At 52.5% G+C, this 20,363-nt stretch carries 22 protein-coding genes; 19 read left to right on the plus strand and 3 right to left on the minus strand.

The features are described from left to right. Positions 1–8: 8 nt before the first annotated feature. The 14 genes from fliF to flhB all read left to right on the plus strand — a co-directional run bounded on the left by fliF (position 9) and on the right by flhB (position 12,939). Positions 9–1,751 (plus strand): flagellar basal-body MS-ring/collar protein FliF, encoded by a 1,743-nt coding sequence (gene fliF, locus ACF8PK_RS03050; protein WP_004724662.1) that lies wholly within the window; start codon positions 9–11, stop codon positions 1,749–1,751. Further along, entirely contained in the window at positions 1,744–2,796 is a 1,053-nt protein-coding gene (fliG, locus tag ACF8PK_RS03055) for a flagellar motor switch protein FliG (RefSeq protein WP_004724661.1), read from the plus strand. The genes fliF and fliG overlap by 8 nt, the downstream gene beginning before the upstream one ends. Positions 2,797–2,852: 56 nt before the next feature. Continuing rightward, positions 2,853–3,656, plus strand: a complete 804-nt coding sequence (fliH, locus tag ACF8PK_RS03060) for a flagellar assembly protein FliH (RefSeq protein ID WP_143678706.1) — start codon at positions 2,853–2,855, stop codon at positions 3,654–3,656. Continuing rightward, entirely contained in the window at positions 3,656–4,978 is a 1,323-nt protein-coding gene (fliI, locus tag ACF8PK_RS03065; RefSeq protein ID WP_004724657.1) for a flagellar protein export ATPase FliI, read from the plus strand. The genes fliH and fliI overlap by 1 nt, the downstream gene beginning before the upstream one ends. Positions 4,979–4,982: 4 nt before the next feature. Beyond that, positions 4,983–5,435 carry a flagellar export protein FliJ gene (gene fliJ, locus ACF8PK_RS03070; RefSeq protein ID WP_004724655.1) on the plus strand — a complete coding sequence of 151 codons (453 nt, stop codon included), beginning with the start codon at positions 4,983–4,985 and terminating at the stop codon, positions 5,433–5,435. Positions 5,436–5,566: 131 nt separating this feature from the next. After that, complete coding sequence (locus tag ACF8PK_RS03075) at positions 5,567–7,423, plus strand: flagellar hook-length control protein FliK (protein WP_172561581.1); 1,857 nt, start codon at positions 5,567–5,569, stop codon at positions 7,421–7,423. Positions 7,424–7,455: 32 nt separating this feature from the next. Next, a complete protein-coding gene (fliL, locus tag ACF8PK_RS03080) occupies positions 7,456–7,953 on the plus strand; it encodes a flagellar basal body-associated protein FliL (protein WP_055465384.1) in 498 nt (165 codons plus the stop codon). A gap of 7 nt (positions 7,954–7,960) precedes the next feature. After that, entirely contained in the window at positions 7,961–9,019 is a 1,059-nt protein-coding gene (gene fliM / locus ACF8PK_RS03085) for a flagellar motor switch protein FliM (protein WP_004724649.1), read from the plus strand. Positions 9,020–9,036: 17 nt separating this feature from the next. Next, positions 9,037–9,447: a flagellar motor switch protein FliN gene (gene fliN, locus ACF8PK_RS03090; RefSeq protein WP_004724647.1), complete on the plus strand. Its 411-nt coding sequence runs from the start codon at positions 9,037–9,039 to the stop codon at positions 9,445–9,447. A 3-nt stretch (positions 9,448–9,450) separates the two neighbouring features. Next, positions 9,451–9,840: a flagellar biosynthetic protein FliO gene (gene fliO / locus ACF8PK_RS03095; protein ID WP_004724645.1), complete on the plus strand. Its 390-nt coding sequence runs from the start codon at positions 9,451–9,453 to the stop codon at positions 9,838–9,840. Further along, positions 9,818–10,717, plus strand: coding sequence for a flagellar type III secretion system pore protein FliP (gene fliP / locus ACF8PK_RS03100; RefSeq protein WP_392440025.1), 900 nt, complete (start codon positions 9,818–9,820; stop codon positions 10,715–10,717). The genes fliO and fliP overlap by 23 nt, the downstream gene beginning before the upstream one ends. Before the next feature lie 12 nt (positions 10,718–10,729). Further along, positions 10,730–10,999, plus strand: coding sequence for a flagellar biosynthesis protein FliQ (fliQ, locus tag ACF8PK_RS03105; protein ID WP_004724641.1), 270 nt, complete (start codon positions 10,730–10,732; stop codon positions 10,997–10,999). An 8-nt stretch (positions 11,000–11,007) separates the two neighbouring features. Then, the gene (gene fliR, locus ACF8PK_RS03110) at positions 11,008–11,790 is read left to right on the plus strand and encodes a flagellar biosynthetic protein FliR (RefSeq protein ID WP_014204623.1); all 783 of its coding nucleotides are present in this window, start codon (positions 11,008–11,010) and stop codon (positions 11,788–11,790) included. A gap of 18 nt (positions 11,791–11,808) precedes the next feature. Next, positions 11,809–12,939, plus strand: a complete 1,131-nt coding sequence (flhB, locus tag ACF8PK_RS03115; protein WP_392440028.1) for a flagellar biosynthesis protein FlhB — start codon at positions 11,809–11,811, stop codon at positions 12,937–12,939. A 39-nt stretch (positions 12,940–12,978) separates the two neighbouring features. On the opposite strand, the gene smrB is transcribed toward flhB, so the two are convergent. Next, on the minus strand, positions 12,979–13,533 hold the full coding sequence (smrB, locus tag ACF8PK_RS03120) for an endonuclease SmrB (RefSeq protein ID WP_004724633.1): 555 nt from the start codon (positions 13,531–13,533) through the stop codon (positions 12,979–12,981). A 64-nt stretch (positions 13,534–13,597) separates the two neighbouring features. Here smrB and prmB point away from each other — a divergent pair, with 64 nt between their 5' ends. Both prmB and aroC read left to right on the plus strand, forming a co-directional pair. Next, entirely contained in the window at positions 13,598–14,530 is a 933-nt protein-coding gene (prmB, locus tag ACF8PK_RS03125) for a 50S ribosomal protein L3 N(5)-glutamine methyltransferase (protein WP_232658062.1), read from the plus strand. Between the two features lie 187 nt (positions 14,531–14,717). Further along, complete coding sequence (gene aroC, locus ACF8PK_RS03130) at positions 14,718–15,803, plus strand: chorismate synthase (RefSeq protein WP_004724629.1); 1,086 nt, start codon at positions 14,718–14,720, stop codon at positions 15,801–15,803. A gap of 76 nt (positions 15,804–15,879) precedes the next feature. On the opposite strand, the gene ACF8PK_RS03135 is transcribed toward aroC, so the two are convergent. Then, positions 15,880–16,503, minus strand: coding sequence for a trimeric intracellular cation channel family protein (locus tag ACF8PK_RS03135; RefSeq protein WP_004724627.1), 624 nt, complete (start codon positions 16,501–16,503; stop codon positions 15,880–15,882). 195 nt (positions 16,504–16,698) lie between these two features. Between ACF8PK_RS03135 and ACF8PK_RS03140 the strand changes: the two genes are divergently transcribed. From ACF8PK_RS03140 to ACF8PK_RS03150, 3 genes are all read left to right on the plus strand, one after another. Then, the gene (locus ACF8PK_RS03140; RefSeq protein ID WP_004724625.1) at positions 16,699–17,229 is read left to right on the plus strand and encodes an elongation factor P hydroxylase; all 531 of its coding nucleotides are present in this window, start codon (positions 16,699–16,701) and stop codon (positions 17,227–17,229) included. 10 nt (positions 17,230–17,239) lie between these two features. Then, the gene (locus ACF8PK_RS03145) at positions 17,240–17,503 is read left to right on the plus strand and encodes a YfcL family protein (protein WP_004724623.1); all 264 of its coding nucleotides are present in this window, start codon (positions 17,240–17,242) and stop codon (positions 17,501–17,503) included. 130 nt (positions 17,504–17,633) lie between these two features. After that, the gene (locus ACF8PK_RS03150; RefSeq protein ID WP_004724621.1) at positions 17,634–18,158 is read left to right on the plus strand and encodes an NADPH-dependent FMN reductase; all 525 of its coding nucleotides are present in this window, start codon (positions 17,634–17,636) and stop codon (positions 18,156–18,158) included. A 100-nt stretch (positions 18,159–18,258) separates the two neighbouring features. Here the strand turns inward: ACF8PK_RS03150 and mnmC are convergent, their stop codons facing one another. Next, positions 18,259–20,277, minus strand: a complete 2,019-nt coding sequence (gene mnmC, locus ACF8PK_RS03155) for a bifunctional tRNA (5-methylaminomethyl-2-thiouridine)(34)-methyltransferase MnmD/FAD-dependent 5-carboxymethylaminomethyl-2-thiouridine(34) oxidoreductase MnmC (protein WP_392440033.1) — start codon at positions 20,275–20,277, stop codon at positions 18,259–18,261. Positions 20,278–20,363: the final 86 nt, after the last annotated feature.

Below are 20,363 nucleotides of genomic sequence, written 5' to 3' on the forward strand. Positions count from 1 at the left end.
TGTGAACTGTGGCTGACGATAAGCAAACGACGGATCTGGCACTGTCTAACGGCGGTGAACATGGATTGGTGTCCAGTACCGACCTTGACGGTGGTGCGCAAAACCCGGATTTAGACGAAAAAAGCTCCTCCAAACTTGATTTTGCCATGGGCGATCTCGACCTGCTGCGTCAGATTGTGCTGGTGCTGTCGATTTCGATCTGCGTGGCTTTGATTGTGATGCTTTTTTTCTGGGTCAAAGAGCCAGAAATGCGCCCCCTAGGCGCTTATGAAACCGAAGAGCTGATCCCAGTGTTGGATTATCTCGACCAACAGAAACAGACCTACAAACTGGACGGTAATACCATTCTGGTGCCGAACAGCGATTACAACAGCATCAAACTCAACATGGTTCGCGCCGGGCTTAACCAGTCTCGTCAAGCGGGAGATGACATTCTGCTGCAAGACATGGGCTTTGGTGTGTCTCAACGCCTTGAGCAAGAGCGTCTCAAACTGAGCCGCGAGCGTCAGCTCGGCAAAGCCATTGAAGAGATGCGTCAAGTGAACAAAGCACGTGTGTTGTTGGCGTTGCCAAAACAGAGCGTGTTTGTGCGTCATAATCAAGAAGCCTCCGCGTCGGTCTTCTTAACCCTGCGCACAGGCTCTAACCTCAAACAAGAAGAAGTCGATTCGATCGTTGATATGGTGGCGAGTGCCGTACCGGGCATGACGCCGACGCGTGTCACGGTTACCGATCAACACGGTCGTCTGCTGAGCTCAGGCTCGCAAGATCCGGTCTCGGCCGCTCGTCGCAAAGAGCAAGAGCTGGAGCGCAAACAAGAGCAAAACCTGCGTGACAAAATTGATTCAGTCCTCATTCCGATTTTGGGGTTAGGCAACTACACCGCGCAGGTGGACATTGAACTCGACTTCAGTGCGATTGAACAAACACGCAAGCGCTTCGATCCGAACACGCCTGCCACTCGCAGTGAATACACACTGGAAGATTACAACAACGGTAACGTGGTTGCTGGCGTGCCGGGTGCGCTGAGTAACCAACCGCCGGCAGATGCGTCGATTCCGCAAGATGTGGCGCAGATGAAAGATGGTTCGGTGATGGGGCAAGGCTCCGTGCACAAAGAAGCCACGCGTAACTTTGAACTGGATACCACCATCAGTCATGAACGCAAACAAACCGGGGTGATTAACCGTCAAACCGTGGCGGTCGCGGTGAAGAACCGTTCAAGCGTTAATGCTGATACCGGTGAAGTGACTTATACGCCACTGAGCGAGAGTGAACTGAACTCGATTCGTCAGGTGCTGATCGGCACCGTTGGCTACAATGAAAATCGTGGCGACTTGCTGAATGTGCTGAGCATGCAGTTTGCTGAGCCGGAGATGGACCAATTGGCGGATGTGCCGATTTGGGATAACCCGAACTTCAGCGATTGGATTCGTTGGTTGGCAAGTGCGTTGGTGATTATTGTGGTGGTGTTGGTGCTGGTGCGTCCAGCATTGAAGAAACTGCTCAACCCAGCGGCAGAAGACGACGAACAACTGTACGGACCGGATGGGTTGCCTATCGGTGCGGATGGTGAAACCAGCCTGATTGGCTCAGACATTGAAGGTGGCGAGCTGTTCGAATTTGGTTCAGGCATCGACCTGCCAAATCTACACAAGGATGAGGATGTGCTGAAAGCAGTACGTGCTCTGGTGGCCAACGAGCCTGAATTGGCGGCTCAAGTTGTGAAGAACTGGATGCAAAATGCCTAACGAAATCGTAAAAAAAGATGGTGGTGAAGTGGTCGAATCATCGGTTGATATTTCCAATATTCCCGGCGAAGAGCGGGCTGCCATTTTGCTGCTCAGCCTCAATGAAGAAGATGCCGCGGGTATTATTCGTCATTTAGAACCGAAACAGGTTCAGCGCGTGGGGAGTGCCATGGCCCGCGCCAAAGATTTAAGCCAAGACAAAGTGAGTGCCGTGCACCGCGCGTTTTTGGAAGATATTCAGAAGTACACCAATATCGGTATGGGCAGCGAAGATTTCATGCGTAATGCGTTGATCGCCGCTCTGGGTGAAGACAAAGCCAATAACTTGGTGGATCAAATTCTGCTCGGTACCGGCTCAAAAGGTCTGGACTCGCTCAAGTGGATGGATCCCCGTCAGGTGGCGAGTATCATCGTCAACGAGCACCCGCAAATTCAAACCATCGTGTTGTCGTACCTCGAACCGGATCAATCCGCCGAGATTCTGGCGCAGTTCTCTGAGCGGGATCGCCTTGATTTGATGATGCGAATTGCCAACTTGGAAGAAGTTCAACCATCGGCATTGGCGGAGTTGAACGAAATCATGGAGAAACAGTTCGCTGGTCAAGCGGGCGCGCAAGCTGCGAAAATTGGCGGCCTGAAAGCCGCCGCCGATATCATGAACTACCTGGACAACAACATCGAAGGCGTGTTGATGGACCAGATGCGCGACCAAGACGAAGACTTGGCAACGCAGATTCAGGATCTGATGTTTGTGTTCGAGAACTTGGTCGAAGTCGACGACCAAGGGATTCAGAAACTGCTACGCGATGTGCCTCAAGATGTGCTGCAAAAAGCGCTCAAAGGCGCCGACGATACGCTGCGCGACAAGATCTTCAAGAACATGTCGAAACGTGCTGCTGAACTGATGAAAGACGACCTCGAGGCGATGCCGCCTATCAAGGTCTCCGATGTGGAAGCGGCGCAGAAAGAAATTTTGGCGATTGCCCGCCGAATGGCCGACAACGGAGAACTCATGTTGTCTGGCGGGGCAGACGAATTCTTGTAATGCCAAGGGCCAGCTGAATCAGCGGGCCCTTTTTATCTTTGGGTAGGATGTGAACCATGTCAGGTGATAGAAAACGCGGTTTTATTCGTTTAGGGTCGGATAACACAGTGGAGCCTCCGAAAAAGTGGGGGCTGCCAGACTATGGCGCGGAAACGCATAAACACGCTCGCGAAACGGCGATGAACTACGATCCCAGCTGGATGCCGAGTTTTGATGAGCCGGAGAATGAAGAGCCGGTTCAACTGACTGAGCAAGACATCGAACTGATCAAGCAGCTTGCCCATCAGGAAGGTCTTGAGCAGGGGCAAGCCGAAGGCTATCAGCAAGGATTCGAGCAAGGCAAAGAGGCCGGTTTTCAGGCAGGTCATGAAGAAGGACTGGTTGCCGGGAAAGACGAAGGGTTGCAAGCGGGTCAATCGGTGATTGAAGAGCATGTCCATACCTTCGTCGGTCTAGCCAATCAGTTTGCGCAGCCATTGGAGCTGATGAACGCGCAGGTGGAAAAACAGCTGGTGGACATGGTGCTGACGCTGGTGAAAGAAGTGGTGCACGTTGAAGTGCAGACCAATCCGCAAGTCATCCTCGACACCGTCAAAGCTTCTGTTGAAGCGCTGCCGATTGCAGGCCACGCCATCACGCTCAAACTCAATCCAGACGATGGCGACATCATCAAGCAAGCGTACGGCGAGCAAGAGCTGGAGCAGCGTCACTGGACGTTGGTCAATGAGCCCGCGCTCAACCGAGGCGATGTGCAAATTGAAGCGGCGGAATCGAGTGTGAACTACCGCATGGAAGAGCGCATTCGCAACGTGCTACACAGTTTTTGTGGCACCAATCGTCATCAACAAGGTAATGAATAATGCTGGCACTGGCGGATCGTTTAGCGCAGTACAAAACCGAAGGACTCACCAGTCGCCCAGTGGCGTCCGGTAAGTTAATTCGCGTAGTGGGGCTGACGCTTGAAGCCACTGGCTGTCGAGCGCCGATAGGTTCGCTGTGCAAAGTGCAAACCATGTCCGGTGAAATGGAAGCGGAAGTGGTGGGCTTTTCTGGGGACAGTCTGTTTTTGATGCCGAGTGAACAGATCACGGGTGTCCTGCCCGGTGCAAAAGTGACACCGCTCACTGAAGAAGCAGGTTTGTCGGTGGGCATGGAACTGCTCGGGCGCGTGATTGATGGCGTGGGCAATCCACTTGATGGGCTGGGGCCGATTTATACCGACCAACGCGCCTCGTTCAATGCGCAGCCGATTAACCCGCTGGCCCGTAAACCGATCAGCGAGCCGCTGGATGTGGGCATCAAAGCGATCAATGGGCTGCTGACCGTTGGCAAAGGCCAACGTATCGGGCTGTTTGCCGGTTCCGGTGTGGGTAAATCGGTCACGCTGGGCATGATGACGCGCGGCACCACTGCGCAAGTGGTGGTGGTCGGGCTGATTGGTGAACGTGGCCGCGAAGTAAAAGAATTTATTGAAGAAATTTTAGGCGTCGATGGCCGGCAACGTTCTGTTGTGGTTGCGGCGCCCGCCGATGCGTCACCGCTGATGCGCTTGAAAGGGTGCCAAACGGCCCTGACCATTGCGGAGTATTTCCGCGATCAAGGTTTGGATGTGTTGCTGCTGATGGACTCGTTGACCCGTTTTGCTCAGGCTCAGCGTGAAATCGCGCTGTCGGTCGGTGAACCGCCCGCGACCAAAGGGTATCCGCCATCGGTGTTCGCGAAACTGCCTGCGCTGGTGGAACGTGCCGGGAACGGTGGCCCGCATCAAGGCTCAATTACGGCATTTTTTACCGTGCTGACCGAAGGCGATGATTTGCAAGATCCGATTGCCGATGCGTCGCGAGCGATCCTCGATGGTCACATCGTGCTTTCACGTGAAATGGCCGATGCTGGTCATTACCCTGCGATTGACGTCGAGAAATCCGTCAGCCGGGTCATGCCGCAAATCACCACCGATGAACATGTTCTGATGTCAAAAGCCGTGCGTCAGATTCTGTCGATTTGCCGCAAGAACCAAGATCTGGTGTCGATTGGCGCTTATAAGCCGGGCACCGATCAGGCCATCGACAGTGCCTTTACCTTGAAACCAAAGTTGGACAACTACCTGCAACAGGGCATGAAAGATTCCGTGCCGTATGAGATGTGCGTAAGCATGCTGAAAAACGTCTTGAGTTTGGGGTAAGTGAATGGATAACGCGCTGGAGTTTTTGCTTGATCAAGCACGAGACAACGAAGACAAAGCTGTGATGGCGCTTGGTAAAGCGCGCAGTGAGCTTGATGGTTACTACCATCAGTTAAAGCAGATTGAGCAATATCGACTCGAATATTGCCAGCAACTGGTGGAGCGCGGTCAAGCCGGGTTAACCGCTAGCCAATATGGACACTTGAACCGCTTTTTAACACAGCTCGATGAAACACTGGCCAAACAGCGCAACGCCGAGCAGCACTTCAAAACTCAGGTCGAGAACTGTGAACAGCATTGGATGGAAGTGCGCAAGCAGCGCCGCTCCTACGAATGGCTGATTGAGAAGAAGCACACGGAAAAAGCTCGCCTGCAAGAAAAACGTGAACAGAAGCTGATGGATGAATTTTCAACACTCAGCTTTAACCGACGTCGTACTGATTCCAACTTTCGCTAATTTCCTTATGGATTAGATGGAATTGGCGTGTTTTTTGCAAAACGATACGCAGTAAGTTTGAAAACTCTGTGCTACTGACAGCCGGTCTTGCGGTAGCGTTTGATGCAGTACGAAATGCGAGCTAAGTGAATATGAACGTCAATTCCACCTCTTCAGTTGATAATGCGAAAGTCACCGCGGTGACTAAAGGCGTTGCTGGACAAAGCGTTAAAGAGGGTGACGCCGGAGACAACGGGAGCTTTTTGGATCAGTTGTCTGCGTTTTTCTTTGGCGCGACACCTAATGCGGAAGGTCAGCGTGTTGGCACTGGAAACGCAAACGCGAATGCAAACACCAAGGTGGCCACGCCATCAGTGAGTGCGGGTCAAGTGACGCCAGTTGCCACCCCCGGTGCTGATCCCGCGAAAAGTGCAGCCGCCAAAAATACAGCCGCGACTAGCACCGATGCCGTGCTCAAACAAGGCAAGCCTGCCGACAGTAGCAAAGCCAATCAAAATCAACCCAACAGTGCGAATGCGTCAAAGCAACGTGCTGAAATTCCAAAGAATTTACAACGTTTTGTCGCCAGCGATGCGAACAAAGCTAACGCTGCAACGTCCGCCAAAACGGCTCAGGCGATGAGCGACGGTGGCGCGTTGCTCGGTCGGCTGCAACAAGCGAATCAAGCTTTGTCTCAGCACAACGGCAAGAGTTTGCCTCAGACGGTTCCTACAAGTGAGCTGGCCGCCTCGGTTGCCACTGAACAAGCCAGCAGTGGTGGCAAGGTGCAGGCCGATGCGATAACTGATGATGCGTTAGCGCAGCTTCAAGCCCAGCAAGATCCCGCACTTGAATCGTTGAGTGAGGATGAACTTCAGGCGTTGCAAGCGCAGCGCCTTCAGGTCTCTAATTCGGTCGCAGAAGACGACGTGTCACCCGAATTGAAAGCAGCCAAAGCGAACAAAAATACCCATGCATTGAGCGACAGTGACATGGCGGCGCTCATGGCTGTTCAGGCCCAAACCGGACCGGTCGATGGCGCAACGGATCCAAACAGTCAGCCACTGTCACCGATGGAAGCCGCGGCAATGCCGTGGGCAAAAGCCAATGCCGATCAGGCGCATCATGCGCCGTTAGATGACGTGAGCGATGAGGATGGTACGAAAGCCAAATCAGCAGTGTCAGCGCACCTCGCGTCGGGAGCGCAGCATGCAACACCGGCTCAACAGCAGCAAGCGCAGTCTTCATTACAGCAGACCCAACACGCGTTAGCGGCGCAAGGTCAGCCCGCAGCGCAAGCCGATGCTGCCCATCCTTCGGCGCATCCCGCACAGGGGGCAAGCCACGCCGTTCCCATGCTGCATGCTGAGCTCGCGGGTAAAGCAGAGTCACTTACCCCCGCGATGCTGAAAGCGGCGCTGCAAACCAAAGGGCTTAGTGGCATTGAGGATGTGAAGGGCAGCACCGGTAGTGATAGCCATTTCGCCCATCAAGTGGCCGCTGCGGCGGGTCAGCAAGGCTTAAACGTGACGCAGAATCTGCGTGGTGAGCAAGTGCAGCAGCCGCAATCGGTGCCGATGCAACTGAGCAAAGAAATGACCGCCGATGAAATGGCCGAGCGCGTGCAGGTCATGATGTCGAAAAACTTAAAGCATGTTGACATTCGTCTTGATCCCCCAGAATTGGGCCGCCTGCACATTCGTCTGAACATGCATGGCGATGGCGCAAACGTGCAATTTACCGTCTCAAACCAACAGGCGCGTGATGTGCTAGAACACTCGATGCCAAGGTTGAGAGAAATGCTTGCTCAGCAAGGCGTGCAACTGGCGGATACGTCGGTGCAGCAACAGAACTCGGGGCAGCAGCAGCGCTATGCGGCGGGAAGCGGCGGCCAGTCTGGTCAATCGGCAGGCAATGAGCACTTTGGCGGTGAAGAAAATATTGATACAGACGTCAAACTTGATTTGAATGTGGCATCAAAGCGTGATGGAATCAGTTATTACGCTTAAACTAAATAGAAAATAACGACATAGAGTAGGTTATGGCTGTTGAAGAACTCCCACAAGACGCCCCGAAGAGCAAAAAGAAACTGCTGATCATCATTGTGGCGGCCGTTGTGCTGTTGCTTGGCGGGGGCGGTGCTGCTTTCTTCCTCATGGGCTCAGACAGCAGTGCAGACGCGAAAGCGGAAACAACTCAAGAAGCGGCAGCTCCCGTAGACCCGGTGTCTTACGTCAACATCGCTCAGCCGTTCGTGTTTAACGTCAGCGGTGATACGCGTGATCGCATGGTGCAGATCAAAGTGCAGTTGATGGTGCGCGGCAGCAAAAATGAAGGCTTGGCGCGTTACCACTCGCCGTTGGTCGAAAGTACGTTGTTGGCAACGTTTGCATCTGCCACTGTGGAGCAATTGCGCAGCGCAACTGGACGTGTGGAATTGCGTGACAAAGCGACCGATGACATTAAAGCGGCGATGACCAAAGTGGTTGGTCAACCGGTGATTGAACGCGTTCTGTTTACTGACTTTGTAATGCAGTAGGTGACTCGTGACTGATTTATTAAGCCAAGACGAAATCGATGCGCTGCTCCACGGGGTAGACAGCGTCGATGAAGCCGAAGAAGAGTTAGACACCTCGGACGCCAGTGCGGTCTCGTTTGACTTCTCGTCGCAAGATCGGATCGTGCGTGGCCGAATGCCGACGCTGGAGCTGATCAACGAACGTTTTGCTCGTCACATGCGCATTAGCTTATTTAACATGCTGCGCAAAACCGCCGAAGTCTCCATCAACGGCGTGCAGATGATGAAATTTGGTGAATACCAAAACACGCTGTATGTCCCGACCAGTTTGAACATGGTGCGTTTTCGTCCGTTAAAAGGGACGGCCTTGGTGACCATGGAAGCGCGCTTGGTGTTCATCTTGGTGGAGAACTTTTTTGGCGGGGATGGTCGCTATCACGCGCGGATTGAAGGGCGTGAATTCACGCCGACTGAACGTCGCGTTATTCAGTTGCTGCTCAAAATCGTGTTTGGTGATTACAAAGACGCTTGGGCGCCAGTGATGGGGGTTGAATTTGAATACCTCGATTCCGAAGTGAACCCCAGCATGGCGAACATCGTCAGCCCGACTGAAGTGATCGTCGTCAGTTCATTTCACATCGAAGTCGATGGCGGGGGCGGTGATTTCCACATCGTGATGCCGTACTCCATGGTGGAGCCGATTCGCGAGCTGCTTGATGCCGGTGTTCAATCGGACAAGATGGAAACCGACGTGCGCTGGAGTTCTGCGCTGCGGGAAGAAATCATGGATGTGCCGGTGAATTTTCGTGTGAATCTACTGGAACAAGATTTGGCCCTGCGCGATCTGATGGAGCTGCAAGTCGGCGACATCATTCCCATTAAAATGCCCGAACATGCGACCATGTTCGTTGAAGAATTACCGACGTATCGCGTGAAAATGGGGCGTTCGGGAGAGAAGCTGGCGGTCCAGGTCTCCGAAAAAATCCGTCGCCCGGATGTGGTGAAAACCGACCTTGCGTTCTTAGGCAAAGATATTATTGCTGAGCTGGAGAACGACGAGGATGAAGATGAAGAAACGGTAGAATAAAACAATAGGTAACAAAGATGTCAAAATCAGATGATCAAAAGCTGGCAGATGAGTGGGCAGCGGCGCTGGGCGAAGATCCTTCCGCGCCAGACATCGATGTCGATGAAGTGCTCGCGGCACCTCTGGATGAACTCAAAGACACCACCTCGCCAATTTCCGATGATGAACGTCGTAAGCTCGACACCATCATGGATATTCCGGTGACGATTTCCATGGAAGTTGGGCGTTCAAAAATCAGTATTCGTAACCTGCTGCAATTGAACCAAGGATCCGTTGTTGAGCTGGATCGCATTGCGGGTGAATCGCTGGATGTGATGGTGAACGGCACTTTGATTGCTCATGGCGAAGTCGTGGTGGTCAACGACAAATTTGGTATTCGTCTCACCGACGTGATCAGCCAGACTGAACGCATTAAGAAACTGAGATAGCTTATGAAAAAGTTCATAAGCTTAGGATTGTTTTCGGCGCCTGCGTTGGCGGCCGAAAACACATCACTGGATTTAGCGACCACGTTCGGGTCGCTTTTGTTCGTTATTGCGCTGATCCTTTTTATGGCTTGGCTGTTGAAACGCATGCGCGTGCCTGCATTTGGCCAGCAAAAGGGGCTGAGCGTGGTTCGCCAGTTGCCCGTCGGCACCAAAGAGCGGGTGATGATTGTGCAGGCCGGTGACGCACAATTTCTGATCGGCGTAACATCGCAGTCGATTCAACTGATTTCAAAATTGGAAACGCCACTCAAGCAGGAGGAGCTGGAGTCAACGCCTTTCTCGAACCAATTGACTCAGCTACTGAAAAAGCATGATAAGAAAACGTCTGAGTAATGTGCTGTCGGTGCTCACGCACCGTGTGGCGATGGTGATGTGGTTGAGCGCGCTGCTGTTTGCGCCGCTCGCCAGTGCGCAGCAGGAGTTAGAGACGCCGATTCCGGCCACGGCCGCCGGAGCGAGCAACGTGACGGTGTCGGCGATGGAAAGAGAGCAGGGCAATTCCCGCACCATGGCGCTGGGCAGCGCGAGTGGCAGCGGCGGCATTCCTGCGTTCACCATGACCACCAACCCGGATGGCAGCGAAGACTATTCGGTCAACCTACAAATTCTGGCGCTGATGACCATGCTGGGCTTCTTGCCTGCGATGGTGATTTTGATGACCTCGTTCACCCGGATTGTGGTGGTGATGTCGATTCTGCGCCAAGCCATGGGTTTGCAACAGACGCCATCTAACCAAGTCATCGTCGGCATTGCTATCTTCTTGACCTTTTTCATCATGTCGCCGGTGCTGAACAAGATTAATGATCAGGCCATTCAGCCGTATCTCAATGAGCAAATTTCGGCGCGCCAGGCGTTTGATCGCGCTCAGGAGCCGATGAAAGCCTTTATGCTCAAGCAAACGCGCGTCAAAGATTTGGAAACGTTCGTCAATATTGCGGGCGCAGAAGTGCAAAACCCGGAAGATGTATCGATGGCGGTGCTGATCCCGGCGTTCATTACATCGGAGCTGAAAACAGCGTTCCAGATTGGTTTTATGCTGTTTTTACCATTCTTGATCATCGACTTGGTGGTCGCCTCGGTGCTGATGGCGATGGGTATGATGATGCTGTCGCCTATGATTGTCTCATTGCCGTTTAAACTGATGCTGTTTGTGTTGGTGGATGGGTGGAACCTTATCCTCTCGACGCTGGCCGGCAGTTTTGCCATGTAGCGGGGGACGATCATGACACCTGAAGTCTTTGTCGAAATGTTCCGTGATGCGCTGTGGATGGTGTTGATCATGGTGTGTGCGATCATTGTGCCAAGCTTGCTGATTGGTTTGGTGGTGGCGGTGTTCCAAGCCGCGACCTCGATTAACGAACAGACGCTGAGCTTTTTGCCGCGTCTGATTGTGACCTTGTTGGCGCTGATGTTGTTTGCCCACTGGATGACGCAGATGATGATGGAGTTCTTCTTCGCCATGATTGAGCGCTTGCCTCAGGTGCTGTATTAGGGCGGCTTATGGAGTACCCAACCAGCGTCATCCTTGAGTTTATTGCCAACTACTTTTGGCCCTACGCCCGTATCTCCGCGATGTTGATGGTGATGACGGTGACCGGGGCGCGTTTTGTTTCCACCCGTATTCGTCTCTACCTTGGGCTTGCGATCACGTTTGCAGTCATGCCGGCGATTCCTGCGGTGCCTCCCGACCTTGAGTTGTTGTCGTTTAATGGCTTTTTGACCACGCTGAATCAGATCATCATTGGGGTGGCGATGGGCATGGTGACGCAGTTTATGATTCAAACGTTCGTGATGTTGGGGCAAATCCTCGGCATGCAATCGAGCTTGGGGTTTGCATCGATGGTGGATCCGGCCAACGGCCAGAACACGCCGCTGCTCGGTCAACTGTTCATGTTTCTAGCCACGCTGTTCTTTTTGGTCAGCGACGGGCACTTAAAAATGATTCACCTGGTGGTGCTCAGCTTTAAGAGCTTACCGATTGGTACCCATTCGTTAACTGCGGTTGATTTTCGTGAGTTGGCGCTATGGCTTGGCACCATGTTCAAAGTGGCGCTGAGTATGTCGCTATCGGGCATTGTCGCTCTGTTGACTGTGAACTTGTCGTTTGGTGTCATGACGCGGGCGGCCCCGCAATTGAACATTTTCTCACTCGGTTTTGCATTTGCGCTGTTGGTCGGTTTGCTGCTGTGTTGGTACATCCTCAGCGGACTTTTCTCGCATTATGAACTGTTCTGGGCGGAGGGCGAGCAGCAAGTCTGTCGCCTGATTCGTCTCGCGTGTTGACCCGTTTAGGAGGCTGAATTGGCAGAATCAGACGGACAAGAAAGGACCGAAGAGGCCACCCCCCGAAGGTTGCAACAGGCTCGAGAAAAGGGCCAGGTTGCGCGTTCGAAGGAATTGGCGTCGGTTTCCGTTCTGGTGGTGGGCGCATTATCACTGATGTGGTTCGGTGATGCGCTCGCACGCGGGTTGTATGCTGCCATGGGGCGCTTGTTCAATCTGAGCCGCGAAGAGATTTTCGATGTCAGCAAGCTGTTTGATATCGTCTCGGGTGCGATGGTCAATTTGATCCTGCCGCTGCTGCTGATTCTCATCACGCTGTTTGTCGCGGCGCTGATTGGCGCCGCTGGGGTGGGGGGCATTAACTTCTCTGCCGAAGCGGCGATGCCAAAGTTCTCGAAAATGAATCCACTGAGCGGGTTGAAACGTATGTTCGGCCTGCAAAGCTGGGTCGAGTTGCTCAAATCTATTCTGAAAGTCTTGCTGGTGGCTGGCGTCGCCTTCTATTTGATTGAAGCGTCAAAGCAGGATCTGTTTCAGCTTAGCCTTGATACCTTTCCGCAAAACATTTTCCATGCGTTGGATATTCTGCTCAACTTCGTGTTGCTGATCAGCTGTTCGTTGCTGGTGGTGGTGGCGATTGATGTGCCGTTTCAGATTTGGCAACACGCCAACCAACTGAAAATGACCAAGCAGGAAGTGAAAGACGAATACAAAGACACGGAAGGTAAACCGGAAGTGAAGGGTCGAATTCGTATGCTACAACGGGAAGCTGCCCAGCGACGGATGATGGCCGATGTGCCGCAGGCCGATGTCATCATCACCAACCCGGATCACTTCTCGGTGGCGTTGCGCTACAAGCAAAATACCGATAGAGCGCCGGTGGTGGTCGCCAAGGGGATCGACCATTTGGCCTTGAAGATTCGGGAAGTGGCCCGCGAGCATGACATCATGATTATTCCCGCGCCGCCTTTGGCGCGTGCGTTGTACCACACCACTGAATTGGAGCAGGAAATTCCGGATGGCTTGTTCGTGGCGGTCGCGCAAGTGTTGGCGTACGTATTCCAGCTCAAACAATATCGACGCAAGGGCGGCCAGCGCCCACAATTGAAAGACGAGAACATGCCGATTCCGCCGGACATGCGCTACTGACCCCATCAACAACAACGCCCCAAAGATTGGGGCGTTGTGTTATTTCTCCGGCACCGACAGCAGCACCAGTAATGCGCCATTGCCGCCAAATTCGAGTGGCGCTTGGTGAAACGCCAATACTTCGGGATGCTGCGCCAGCCACAAGGGCACTTTCTGTTTCAGAATGTGTTTGCCAATCCCGTGCTGCACACAAGCACAATGGACGCCTTCTTTAATGCAGTACGCGACCATCGCGCCCAATTCGCGTTTGGCTTCTTGTTGTGTCATGCCATGCATATCAAGAAATACATCTGGCACGTAGACGCCGCGTCGCAGGCGTTTGACTTCGTACTTTGAGACATCGCTACGGGCGTAACGCATGGGGCCTTCTTCGCTCAGCATAGGGACAAACTCATCGGAAAAATAGAAGTCGTTGTCTCGCGCTTCGCGTGCGCTACGGCGGATTTCTTTTTGTTTGGGGTTTCTGTTTGGCTGCTGGATTATGGTATCCTGCGAAAACTTTTTAACGCCCTTTACTGCATCCTGAAATAAAGCGAAATCATCATCAGCATCGAAATCATGATCGTCGTTGAAATCGGTGTCTTTTTTGCTCATTAGGGAATAAATATTCTGTGGTTAATCGGAATTAGCAGTATTGTAGCGCTTTTCGGAGGCAATTTTGGATAAGATTTTTGTGGATGAAGCGGTTTCTGAACTGCATACGCTTCAAGATATGATTCGTTGGACAGTGAGCCGCTTTAATGCTGCGAATTTATTTTACGGTCACGGCACCGATAACGCATGGGATGAAGCGGTTCAGTTGATTCTGCCAACGCTGTATTTGCCGATTGATGTGCCTCCTCACGTGTTGAACTCGCGTTTGACCAGCAGTGAACGTCTGCGCGTGGTTGAACGTGTCATCAAACGAATCAAAGACCGTACCCCAGTCGCTTACCTGACGAATAAAGCGTGGTTCTGTGGTTTAGAATTTTTCGTCGATGAGCGCGTGCTCGTGCCACGTTCACCGATTGGTGAGTTGATTCAAGCCCAGTTTGAACCGTGGCTGATCAATGAACCGACTCGTATTATGGACTTGTGTACCGGCAGTGGCTGTATCGCGATTGCGTGTGCGCATGCGTTCCCTGATGCCGAAGTGGATGCGATTGATATTTCAGCCGATGCGCTGCAAGTGGCTGAGCAAAACATTCAAGACCACGGTTTGGAGCAACAAGTGTTCCCGATCCGCTCGGATCTGTTCCGTGATTTGCCGCAAGCACCGTACGACATCATCGTCACCAATCCACCGTATGTGGATCAGGAAGACATGAACAGCCTGCCTGATGAGTTCAAACATGAACCAGAACTTGGCTTGGCTGCCGGAACTGACGGCCTGAAACTGGTGCGCCGCATTATGGCGAATGCACCAAACTACCTGACAGAGAACGGCATTCTGGTGTGTGAAGTGGGTAACTCCATGGTGCACTTGATGGATCAATATCCGCACATTCCGTTTACCTGGTTGGAGTTTGAAAACGGCGGTCACGGCGTGTTCCTGTTGACCCGTGAACAACTGGTGGAATGCGCGAGCGATTTCTCGCTTTACCGCGACTAAGCCGCTCAAATTACCCATATTAACGACCTAAGCCGGCCATTGCGCCGGCTTTTTTGTACCTTGCAAAATTGTTCGATTTTGGGGCTTTACATCATTTCGTAATCAAGCGACTATGAATCCACGAAGAATTGTAATGTGTGCCGCGAGCCAAACGTTCAGGCTTGCGGAAAGCTAATTTGAGGAAGTAATGGCAGGAAACAGTATCGGACAACATTTCCGAGTGACGACATTCGGAGAAAGTCACGGTATCGCACTGGGATGTATCGTTGACGGTTGCCCTCCGGGCTTAGAGATCAGTGAAGCAGATTTGCAGGTGGATTTGGATCGTCGCCGTCCGGGCACATCGCGCTATACCACACAGCGTCGTGAACCGGATGAAGTGAAAATCCTTTCGGGGGTGTTTGAAGGCAAAACCACCGGCACCTCGATTGGACTGCTGATTGAAAACACCGATCAACGCTCCAAAGATTATTCCGACATTAAAGACAAGTTCCGTCCGGGTCATGCGGATTACACCTACCATCAGAAATACGGTATTCGAGATTACCGTGGCGGCGGCCGTTCGTCGGCACGTGAAACCGCGATGCGCGTGGCGGCAGGTGGCATTGCCAAGAAGTACCTCAAGCAGGAATTCGGCGTTGAGATTCGCGCTTACCTGTCACAGATGGGTGATGTGTCGATCGACAAAGTGGACTGGAATGAAATCGACAACAACGCGTTCTTCTGTCCGGATGTCGACAAAGTGGATGCGTTTGACCAACTGATCCGTGATCTGAAAAAAGAGGGCGATTCGATTGGTGCCAAGATTCAAGTGGTCGCAACCAATCTGCCGGTGGGCCTTGGTGAGCCAGTGTTTGATCGCTTGGATGCCGATATTGCTCACGCGCTGATGAGCATCAATGCGGTGAAAGGCGTGGAAATTGGTGACGGGTTTGATGTGGTGAAGCAAAAAGGTAGCCAACATCGTGATCCGCTGACGCCTGAAGGGTTTGCAAGCAACCATGCGGGCGGCATTCTTGGCGGCATTTCAACCGGTCAGGATGTGGTGGCAAACATTGCCCTGAAACCCACATCAAGCATCACGGTTCCAGGCGACACCATCACGCGCACGGGTGAAGCAACGCAGCTCATCACCAAAGGTCGTCATGATCCATGTGTGGGCATTCGCGCAGTGCCTATTGCTGAAGCAATGCTGGCAATTGTGTTGATGGATCATCTGTTGCGTCACCGTGGTCAAAACCACGGCGTGCACACGGAAACGCCGATGATTTAATCGCACCACAAACATCAAACAAAAACGCCCCAATGATAGGGGCGTTTTTTTATGTATCAATGCTCAATGCAATGCATCAATGCAATGAGTTTTCCGTTTCCAGATGGAATGACGGCAAGCGCCATTTAAAGCGGACAGCCGCCATGCGCAGCGTATAACCGACCACCAAGGTGACGATAGTGGTGGTGACGTCGTTGATGCCCAGCTCTAGCATGCCCAAGTACAAACCGGATGCGACCAAGGTGACCGAGGCGTAAAGCTCATCGTGTAGCACCAAAGGTTGCTGACGACAGATCAAATCGCGCAGCAGGCCACCAAATACCCCTGTGACCAGCGCCGCAACCATGCAGATCATCGCATGATGGCCCATGCCCATCGCAACTTTGGTCCCGATGATGCTAAACACAATCAGCCCCAGCGCATCCAAGCGAATAAACAGTCCTTTGAGTTTGATTACCCATTGGTAAATGCCGGTGGTCAGAACCCCTGCTAAGCAAGTAATGGCCAAGTATTCTGGATGTTTCACCCAACCCAACGGGTAGTGACCCAACAGAATATCGCGCACCGTGCCCCCGCCAATGGCGGTTGCGCTGGCAACCAGCATGACACCAAACCAATCCATTTTGCGTCGGCCTGCGCTCAATGCGCCTGTCATGGCTTCTGCGGTAATCCCGATAATATATAAAACACTCAAAAGCATCGAAAAAGACCCTATGAATCGTATGCGCCGTAAAAGGCGCAAGTGTAGAGGGAAAGCGCGTCGTTGACGAATGAGATTTTGTGCAAAGAAACCGTTTGCCGGATTACTAAAACTAATGAACTTTGTTGCAAATCTTTACCCGGAACAAAAAAATCGCCAGAATGCACCGCGTCGAGGATCGTTAGCCGTAATGTTATGACTCATCACTACACAGATTTGATCACCATTTTTAATGAGACGTTCTTTGCCTCATTCAACACCCAGTTGGAACTTGGAGGCGATGAACCGATCTATTTACCTGCCGATGATAGCGTTGCTTATCACCGCATCATCTTCGCGCGCGGGTTCTATGCTTCTGCGTTGCATGAAATCGCCCATTGGTGCGTGGCGGGGCCAGAGCGCCGTCTATTGGAAGACTTTGGCTATTGGTATGAACCGGATGGTCGCACGGAGGCGGTTCAAGCGGCGTTTGAGAAAGTGGAAGTGCGCCCACAGGCATACGAATGGATTTTGTCACGGAGTGCAGGGTTTCCTTTTACCGTCAGTTGTGACAACCTCAACGGCGATTTTGAGCCTGATCGACTGGCGTTTATGCACACGGTGCATCAAGAAGTGCTGCGTATTTTAGCCGATGGATTGCCGCAGCGAGTGAAGATGTTGTCGGAGGCACTGCGCGCTTTTTACCACATCGCACCTTTAACCGCAGACCAATTTTTAGTGAAGTAACGAGATAAATATGATTATTGAATTTGAAGAAAAACTCCTTGAGCTGATCGACACCCGCATCGAAACCGCTTCCCCTGATGAATTGTTTGCGGGAGGGTATCTGCGTGGTCATATCTCGTTATCGGCGGCGGCGTGTGAAGACGACGGTGTGCAGGATGTAGAAGAGCTGAAAAATCGCATTGAACAGAGCTTGGATGCGGCGCGTTCAGAGCTCAATCCGGCCGACCGCGTGATTGTCTCGGATCTGTGGCGTGAACTGGTGGCGTTGGTGTAATTGACCGCCGTGGCAGGTTGCGTCTGGGTCATTCAATTTATTCGAATAACTCCTTATAATTTTTACGGTTGTGGCTGGCGTGCTGAATGTTTAATCTAGTTTCATCAAATGAGCACTTAAGGATATCAGCATGAAAGTTATCGCATTTGGGGCTAGCACTAGCTCAACATCAATCAACAAAGCTTTGGCAACCTATGCAGCGAATCTCATCGATGGCGCTGACGTTCAGGTTCTGGACATCAACAACTACAACGTTCCGATGTTCAGTGAAGATCTTGAAAAAGAGATTGGCCAAGCTGAAGGTGCACAAGGCTTCCTACGCGATTTGGCGCAAGCTGATGCGTTTGTGATCTCTTTTGCTGAGCACAACGGCCACTACCCAGCGGCATACAAAAACTTGTTTGACTGGGCCTCACGTATCGATCGTGAAATGTTTAAAAACAAACCGGCGGTTTACCTTGCAACCTCACCGGGCCCTGGTGGCGCACAATCAGTCTTGGCGGCGGCAAAAGGTTCAGCGCCATTCTTTGGTGGCAATGTCAAAGCGTCGGTTTCAGTACCAAGCTTCTACGACAACTTTGATCTCGCAAGCGGTCAAGTGACCAACGAAGCCATCGCCACTGAAATTCAACAAGCGGTGGCAACACTGGCATAATTTGCACAGTTTTCATCAAGAAAAAGCCTCGCATTGCGAGGCTTTTTTGTATCTGCTGACTTGTGTGTCTACTGATTTGTGTTTTTGCCGATGGGCGCGATTATTGTTCGCTGAGCGCTTTGCCTTTGCGCAAGCGGCGTACCCACATGCGGCTTGGGTGCAGCGTCTCCATCACATCGACGGGCAGCGGCAGCGGATCGCCACAAATGATGGAGGCCAACACTTCCGCCAGCAATGGCGCGGAGCTGAGGCCGCGCGAGCCCAATCCTAACAAGCCATACAAGTGCGGGTAGTGCGCGACTGGTTCGGCATGCTGCTCATCTTGATGGACGAGGTCATGATACTGACGCAAAATCGCATCTAGGTTGCCGATACTTCCCACAAACGGCAAGTGATCGCGGCTAACACAACGAATGCCTTGGCGAGAGGCGTTGTCGCGGGTATCGACCAATGTTGGCCAGTGTTGGTCGGCAATACATTTTGTCAGGCGGGCACCGTTTTCGATTTGCGCGGCAGGGTCGAATTCGCAATCGAGGTGCGTGCGATCATAGCTGGCGCCGATGCAATGGGTGCCTGAGGCTGGGTTATTGGGGGTCATGTACCCGTCATAGCACAGCACGGTGCGCAGTTGTTGGAGCGTGTCATTGGTCGGAATGTGACTGACCTGACCTTTGACTTTGCCGAGTGGCAGCGATTGAGTCTGCTCAAAGGCATCAAACTGATGGCCGTTGGCGACGATCACACATTGGTGCTTGGCTTGGCGCTCTGCAACGTTGAGGTGCCACACTTGGTTGGTCGCATCCCAATTCAGCGCCGTCACGCGGTGATTGAAATGCGCGGTTAATTTGCCTTCCTCACGGAGTTTCGTGAGCAATCCTGTGGTGAGCTGCGCCGGACATAGCCAGCCCCCGAGCGGGTAATGAACGCTCGGCACCGAGACGGGCAGCCCCATCATGGCGGATGTTTGCTCTGCGTCGAGTTGGGTCACCAATTGCGCTGAAAACTCACCGTCGATCATTTTGTTGAGTTTGACGGCCGATTTGTCATCCCACATCAGCTGGGTGACGCCACACCAATCATGATCGAAGTCGATGTGCTTTGCTGCACGCTCGGCAAATTGACGAGCATAGAGAAATGCAGGCGCAAACACACGAGATACCCCCACGTGCTCACCATTCAACAGTGGGTAAACCGCGCCCTGACGATTGCCGGATGCGCCTTGTGCGGGTGCTTCATCTTCACAATACAAGGTGACGGTCACACCGCGCTCGCTCAGCGATTTCGCTAGCGCTGCACTGGCGATACCGCCACCAATGATGGCCACATCATGAACGTTCTCTAGGGGGTTGAGCTTGTACCACGGTTTAATGTTACTGTCGGGATGTTTCTCGGTGAGGGATCCCACGATCATTTCCCGTTTGGTGCCAAAGCCTTTGACTTTTTTCATCGCGAACCCGGCTTCAATTAAGCCACGGCGAACAAAGCCGGCTGAAGTGAAGGTGGCGCAGGTGCAATCTTGTTTGGCCAGTTTTGCCATGCCGTTGAACAGGTTTTGATTCCACATTTCCGGATTTTTGCTGGGCGCAAAGCCGTCAAGGAACCAAGCGTCCACTAAACCTTGGGCGGGAACCGGAACGTTTGGCATACAATCTTTGATGTCGCCAAACCACAGATCGAGCGTCACGGCGCCGTCTGCCAACACGATGCGATGGCATTCCGGCACCGCAATCGGGTAGTGTTCGTGCAGTTGTTTGGCGTAGTCGGCCAGTTCCGGCCAGGACTCGTGCGCTTTGATTAAATCGTCTTTATTGAGCGGATATTTCTCAAAACTGATGAAATGCAACGATTTTAGTGTCGCTTGCGGGTTTTGGTGTCTAAACTTGTCAAACCATTGCCATAGGGCAAGGAAGTTGAGGCCGGTCCCAAAGCCCGTCTCAGCCACCACAAAACGACGTTGGTCATATTCATGCCATCTTTGTGGGAGATGATTTTGAGTCAGAAACACGTAGCGGGTTTCTTCCAAGCCATTGACGTTCGAGAAATAGACATCGTCAAATTGGTCTGAAACCGGTGTGCCGACATCGTTCCAGCCGAGCTGCGCGTGAGTAATGGAAGTCATTATGAATGGATTCTATGAAATCTGGCGGAAATATGGGCTGAGATTGTACGGATTTATGGGAAAGCTGACCACTTTTGTTGTCCTTC

The sequence above is a fragment of the Vibrio sp. CJQ_6 genome (assembly GCF_043106745.1).
GTDB classification, from domain to species: domain Bacteria; phylum Pseudomonadota; class Gammaproteobacteria; order Enterobacterales; family Vibrionaceae; genus Vibrio; species Vibrio furnissii.